This window comes from bacterium (assembly GCA_035527515.1).
Lineage (GTDB): Bacteria > B130-G9 > B130-G9 > B130-G9 > B130-G9 > B130-G9.
The window spans coordinates 1-6,796 of record DATLAJ010000122.1; the positions used below are offsets into that span (position 1 = coordinate 1).

Annotated in this window: 5 protein-coding genes; all 5 read right to left on the bottom strand. The window is 58.2% G+C overall.

Annotation, left to right across the window (positions count from 1 at the left end; genetic code table 11):
• Nucleotides 1–69 precede the first annotated feature (69 nt).
• Nucleotides 70–834 (bottom strand): outer membrane lipoprotein chaperone LolA, encoded by a 765-nt coding sequence (lolA, locus tag VM163_09745; GenBank protein ID HUT04158.1) that lies wholly within the window; start codon nucleotides 832–834, stop codon nucleotides 70–72.
• Complete coding sequence (locus tag VM163_09750) at nucleotides 831–2,207, bottom strand: 2,3-diphosphoglycerate synthetase (GenBank protein HUT04159.1); 1,377 nt, start codon at nucleotides 2,205–2,207, stop codon at nucleotides 831–833. Before VM163_09750 ends, lolA begins: the two co-directional genes overlap by 4 nt.
• A gap of 11 nt (nucleotides 2,208–2,218) precedes the next feature.
• A complete protein-coding gene (locus VM163_09755; GenBank protein HUT04160.1) occupies nucleotides 2,219–3,619 on the bottom strand; it encodes a radical SAM protein in 1,401 nt (466 codons plus the stop codon).
• A 7-nt stretch (nucleotides 3,620–3,626) separates the two neighbouring features.
• Nucleotides 3,627–4,259, bottom strand: a complete 633-nt coding sequence (locus VM163_09760; protein HUT04161.1) for an acyltransferase — start codon at nucleotides 4,257–4,259, stop codon at nucleotides 3,627–3,629.
• A gap of 147 nt (nucleotides 4,260–4,406) precedes the next feature.
• On the bottom strand, nucleotides 4,407–6,796 hold a 2,390-nt coding region (locus VM163_09765), incomplete at its 5' end, for a type ISP restriction/modification enzyme (protein ID HUT04162.1).

Consider the following 6,796-nt stretch of genomic DNA (forward strand, 5'->3'; position numbering starts at 1 on the left):
CTAGAGGTTGGAGACGAGCTCGGCCCACCGCACGCTCGAGGCCCCCGAAGCATCGGCGTGATGGGGCTCTCAATATGACAGCGAGCGTTGCTGCTCCTGCACCTTCACCCCCTTTGGAGGCACAAATGTGAACAGAGAGTCAGCTAGCTCGCGATTGAGCTTGACCTTCGTGAACTTGATGGACGTCGTATCGCCGTTCTTCTCGACGGAGTTCAGGCGAGTAGGCAAGCCCGTTTCCTTGCTGATGACAATCCGCAGCCTTGCGATCAGCCTTGCCATGGACTCATCCTTCGGCCTCAGTTCGACCTCGAAATCGCTCGCCGTCTGCCCAATCAGCTCGATCGAGAACGAATCGGCGAGGTCACACAGCGGCCGCTCGAAACCCAGGCAGAGCTTCTCAAAGACACGGCTTTGGGTCTTGAACTTCTCCATGTCATAGACCTCGGCCTGTTCAAGGGCCGGGAAGTAGAGCCATATTCTCTTCCCATCGGAGATCGTGTAGCTCTCGTCAGGGGGAAGATAGTGCCAGGCGAACTTGCGGTCTGCCTTGTATAGAAACGTGCCCTTCGAGATAACAGGCTCAATCAGCATCGCCAGGTGCTTCTCCTGCACGAACTCGGCCTTCACCGACCGCAACCTATCGATCTTGGCGCGGGTCTGCTCTAACAGCCTCATCGCCGAGTCATGCCGGTCCTGGGCCTCGGCAGAGGTTTTCTTGGGAGGCGTTTGTTTCACAGCGCCCGCAAGAGGTGCCGTGATGCCGGAAACCATAAGCATTAGAACTGCAATCGCTGGCGCAAGCGCCCGCGCGATGTTCTGACTGAGTGTAATCATCGGCGCATAAAGCTGTTTTGTGCTCTGCTGGCTACTTCGATCATCAGAGTGTCCAGCTCGCCGTCGCCTCCGACGACCTCGGGGACGTTGTCCATGAAAACGACCTCAAGGCCGTTGTCAATCGCTATCTTGGCCGCAACATCAACCGATGCAGCCTTAAGTTCTGTAATCAGGATATCCGCTTCGGGGAACTCGGATACTGCGTGAGCGAGCTCCTGTTGCAGCCGAGGCCTGTTGGAGAGGCTATGGCTCGCGAAGAGCACCTCGCACCCGTAAGCCGCTGACAGATGCTTAGTTATGATGTCCTGGGATGCCTCAGGCACAGTCGTGGCAACGATGGCCCTCTTCTTGGCAACGTCTATCAACGGCTTCGGTCGAAAGACTGTCCAGACAACCTCGATCGTGGGGTTGATCTCCCTGATTGCCCTGTCCAGCTTCGCAACCTTCCTAAGATTGGCCGAAGGCGCCTCACAAAGCGTTATGACCGCGAGGCTTGCGCGACGGATTCTATATGGCCCCATGTATCCGGCTATGTAGTCCAGCGGCTGATTTGCGCCGACAACGACCACCGTCTCCTCCGTTGCGACGTCCGGAAACGACGCGCCGCTGCCCTCGAATATGACGAGATTAACAGGTAGCTCGTTTGCTATCATGACCCCTTGGGGCACAGTGGACAAGAAGACCTTGCCCGAGAACCCGCCGCCGCAACGCCTGCACCCGATTGTCGGTATGCGAGACATGAGAGCGTCCTCGAAGTGATCGGACGAGGCGTGAACGCCCTTTGCGCTCATGTCGATAAGGTAGCTGGGCGTTATCTCGAGCTCGTCCCCTCTTATGACCTCAGGTTCAGCCGGACCGCCCCTGCCCATAGTTACGATGCAGGGCAGCCAAGTCCTTTCGTCCTCCGTCTCCTCTCCACTCAAGACTCGCGCCATAAACGCCGCCACGGCGGTCTTGCCGATCCGCTTGCCCGTCCCGATGACTGCAATTGAGGGCTTGCGGCAGAGTCTCGGGAATCTGGGCGGTGTGAACTCGAAGTCCGGACCCTTGTAAACAACACCGCAACTGAGGACCTCACACGCCATCGCCATGCGCTCGTGATACCCAACAACCGGCTCGTCAGAAAGATCAAACACCACGTCAGGCTGAAACTCCTCTATCGCGCGACGAATACCAAGAAGCGGCGACTCTGGCAGTATCACGGGAACCTCGAGCTGCCTGAGGTCCTCGGGCACGCCGATCTTCTCCGTCCCACCGATGAAGACGGCCGCCACCACCTCGTAGCCCATGTCCTCGCCAAGCTGCGCGAGCGCCGCCCGCGTCACAGGGAGATAGTGCTCACCATCGACCAACGCGACGGTCTTCCTACCCATGTCTCTTTCCCCTATTTCTCGTAATCGTGAAGGACAATGCGCCTGAAGATAGAGAAAAACGCCCTCACGTGCATCGTGAGCTCCTTCCAAGACGTTATTCTCGAAGCCCGCCTAAGCATATAGCCCGGACGAAGATAAAACTCCCTATACGCACGGTTGCGAAGCTCCCATATCTTCTCAGTCGAGAGGTTCCCGGTCGGCAGCTTCGGATGGGCCACGTCATCAAACAGGTCCCACTCAGTAAGAACCGTGCCGTCGCTGCGAACCGCCTCGCCCAGCTTGGTGCCCGGATGAGGCATTGGGAGTGAAAACGCTGCGACGTCAGGATTAAGCTCCTTGGCAAAAGATATGGTTTTAAGCACCGTATCCTCGCTCTCGCCTGGCATCCCTATTATGAAGAACCCGTTGGTTGCGATCTTGTGCTTACGACATAGCGAAAACGCTCGCCTGGTCTGTTCAAGTGTGATCCCCTTCGACATCGTCTGAAGGATGTGCTCGTCGCCGCTCTCGACTCCGAACTGGATGGTATGACATCCTGACTCCTTCATCAACGAGATGCGCTCCTCGTCGATGATATCGACGCGCGACTGACACATCCAGACGATGTCGAGCCGAGCGTCGATCATCTTCTCACAGACCTCCTTCAGGTGGTCCCGGTTTGCCCCGAAGCTGGAATCCTGAAACAGCACTTCCTTGACCCCGAGCGACCTGATGAACATCAGCTCCTCAATAACATTGTCAACGTCCCTCAGCTTGAAACCGAGCGTCGCAGGGATACAGAACGTGCAGTGGAATGGGCAGCCCATGCTCGTAAGTGCCGCTGTATAGACGCGCCGCTTCGACAACGGGAAAAGATACCGCTTGAGTGGGAAGAGGTCGTGCCTCGGGACGGGATACGAGAACTTTGTGCGGCGCGTGCGCTCGCAGGCCGTTATCTCCCCGTCCTTGCGATAGATGAAGTTCTTGAGGTTCTCGGTATCCCCTTGCAGATATTTCAGAATGTCCGGCTCCGTGAAATCGAGCATCACCGCGTCGATCTGCGGGAACTGCTCCATCGCGCTCTTGCCCTTGAAAAGAAGGAACCCACCGTTGGCGATCGTCGTCATCCCAAGCTCGTCTTTGAGCCGCTTGGCAAACGCGAAATCCTTGTTCCAGGATGCCGAACAGGTCAGGAAAATCACCGCGTCCGCACCCATCTTGCTGATGCGCTCGAAGCTCTTCTCGAACGACAGCCGCTCTGCTATTGCATCGAGCACGAACAGGTCGTGGTGGTCCTTGAGATAGCCGCTCTGGACCAGCAGATCGACCTGCGGCCAGTAGTAGCTCGTCTTGCTGACCGATGTGCAGTACTTATCTCTGGCGTAGAGCTTTTCGCCGGGAGGGTTTAGTAGGAGGACTTTGCGACGGGTCACTTGCGCCTCACCTATTTCGCAGCTCAGGATACGCCATACCTTTTGAGCCGTGAATGCAGCGTAGGTCTTTGACCATACCCAAAACCCTCGCTGGGCTGCCCGCAACTACCGTGCCAGGCTCAACATCTCGAATGACGACCGCGCCAGCCCCGATAATAGCGCCCTCGCCTATCACTACACGCGGGAGTATGCTGGCGTTGAGCCCTATCCGCGCGCCCGTCTTGATCGTCGGCCCCAGCATGCACTCAGTGCAGATAGGGTGCAGGTCGTTCGCTATCATGACGCCAGGTGCGAGAAACACGTCGTCCTCGATCGTTGTGAACTGAGCGATGTACACACCTGTGTGTATTTTAACCCTGCTCCCAATCTTGCAGCCGTAATCGACCACCGAATTGCTCCAAATGCTCACCTCGTCACCGATCTCGTTCTCCTCGCGAACCACAACGTTGTGACCTGTCTCGAAATCGCGACCGATGGTCGAGCCCAAATAAAGCACCGTCCCGCTGCGCAATCTCGCCCCGGGTCCCACAATGAGGCGTTTATTCTTGATCTCCCTCGCAGGCGGATAGCCCAAGAGCACGCCAGCATCCACCTGGCGAGGCGCCAAGACACTTACGTCAGAATTACGCTCTACAACCATATTCAACGTTCAATTGGGGGCACATTACTACCTAAGACCTATCCTCTTCAATTCTCGCCAATTATCCTTGCACAGATTCTACCTGTCAACCGACAGGCCGCACGGCCAGGGCATATCGAAAGAAGATAGGCGCCGACGTCGGAATGATCATAGCACTGTGCCCGAGACTCTAGGGCGAGGCATCGGCGGCGGTTTGCGCATCGCTTCTGGAACTGGCGGGAGCTCGTCCGCGCGGAAGTATGGGCCGCTCACAACCGCCTCCAGAAGCTCGGCCTGCTGTGGGTACCCCGCGATCGTCGCCTCGAGCACCCAGAGCAATTCGAGCAGTTCGGTCGTGAACTGGCTGGTCCAACACTCCGGCCGGATGTAGTCGAGCGGCGAGGATTTTCTACCCGCGCCCTTTTTCATGCGGTACTTCAGCCAAGACCGCACAACCTTGAGCCCTGAGACCTCGAACTCCAATACATCTGGCGAGACAGGCCGAAACTCGCCCCCACCGACGTGCAGCGTCTGCGTCAAATCACTGTATTCAAACGATTCCGGATAGCCATCCTTGTCGCCGGGCACGGCCTTGACGCACTTCGCAGCGCCAGCCGGAACCTGGCCTCGCCGCTCGCCCTTTGGGACGAACCGCTCGCCATAAGTGTGGAGCCAGAGCAGCCGCGCCCCAATCTCCCGAACCTTCTCAAACAAGACAGCGTCCTTCGTGATCGGCACGCGCAATTCCCGCGTCTCCAGTTCCTTCCGATAGTGCGCAGTGAACGCAGGCTGCGCCAGCACGCCATAGATATAAGCCAGAAAATCCTCCGGTGAGACATCGCGCTTGTAGGTCTTCCCAAGCATGTTCACCAGGCCGGGCAGGATGTTCGCCTCCGTCGAGTCGGCGTCGCGATAAAGCGGCATCACGTCCTTTCCGCCGAACGACCCCCTTAGGTGATGACGGTCAGGGATATGACTGCACGAGGTGAGCGCGGGTCCGGTCCCCAACGGGTGGTTGAATAGGCTTGTCACGTACACCTGCGAGCTGCCTCGAGCGCTCCAGAGCACTGGGCGCAAGAAGTCTCCCAGCCGGTTGTCGGCGAAGACCCATTGACGGTCCAATGATCGATAGGCGTATCGCTCAATCCGCGGTGGCGAGGCGTCTCTTGGCAGCCTTACTATGGATTGATCGGCATAGCCATTCGGGGGCGCGGAAGAGCAGGGCGAGCTGATTTTGCGGTCCCTTGTTTCTTTGAAGAGTTCAGATTGGTCCCCGGACCTCAAGAGAGCATGCCATCGCCTCTTCAAGGTATCGCGATCGGGCGCGATGGGCCACGTCCGTTTATACTCCACCCCGGAGTGTTGCCAGGGTATTAGGTCCGTCAGCAGAGGCCAGCGGAAGTAATCGCCCTTTCCGGCAGGGCGGAACGGCGCGTGCCAGTCGGCGGGACAGTCCTCCCATTGCAGCGATGTGAAATTGCGGATGGCGCCGAGGCGCCGCAGTTTTGCATCGCGGGAGCCTTCAATGCGGGCGTAGTGAACGGTGGCGGGTCGATCCTTCTTCGCTTTCCCGGCACGGACCGCTACCGCGATGGCCACGGGCGTCCGGATGGCAAAGACATTCTCGCTCTTGCGAGTGCCGCGTCCCTCGCCTCCGAGGTCCAGAATCCAGATTTCGTCGCACAGGCGACGTATATGCTCTCGTATGCCGCAGAAAGCGTCTCCGTCGAGGTAGCTCGATGCGCTGATAAAGCTCACGATGCCCGGACCGCTCGACGTCTCGTGCTCGAACACCTTCCACAGCGCCCAGCGCCAGAAATAGACGTAGAGATTGTAGAGGTTCTTAATGTGGACGCCGTAACCGGCTTTTTTGGCGGGCTCGAGGAAGTCGCTTAGAATCGCGGTTTCGCCATGGTCGCCCCAGCGCACCCAGCCTCCGGTGCGCGGCTTGTTATCTTCTGCTGCCGCCTCGTGACGGTCGTACGGCGGATTACCGAGGCATATGATAACGGGGACCTTGCTCTTCACTTGCAGGGCCTTGGCATGTTGATCGGCGATGGGCTTAAAGAAAAGCGGCAGTTGGAGCGGCTCAGCGTTTGGGCTTTCGAGCGTGTCCGTCAGGTAGATGTGTGTGCCGTCGTCTGATATCGCCGCACCTCGATCTCGCAGGGCACGACTTACGCGCAGTTCGCTGACGGCATAGGGCCCGACCATGAACTCGAAGCCATAGAGATTATCTGCAAGCGTCGAGGCCTGGCCGGGCACAGCGCCTGCGCCTTGCTCGTCCTCAATCCTCTTGAGGGCGTGCTCGATGACGCCCAGCAAGTACGTTCCCGTCCCGGCCGCTGGGTCGAGCGTGACGACATCGGGATTGCAGAACCCCGAGCGCTTTTTGAGGCGATTAACTAACAGATCGTCAATTAGACGCACCTGTGCTCGCACAACCTGGACGGGCGTGTAGTAAACGCCGACATCCTTGCGCAGCTTTGGATCGTATGCGGCCAAAAAGTCCTCGTAGAAATAGAGCCACGGGTCTTCCGGGCCGGTCAACGTTAGGG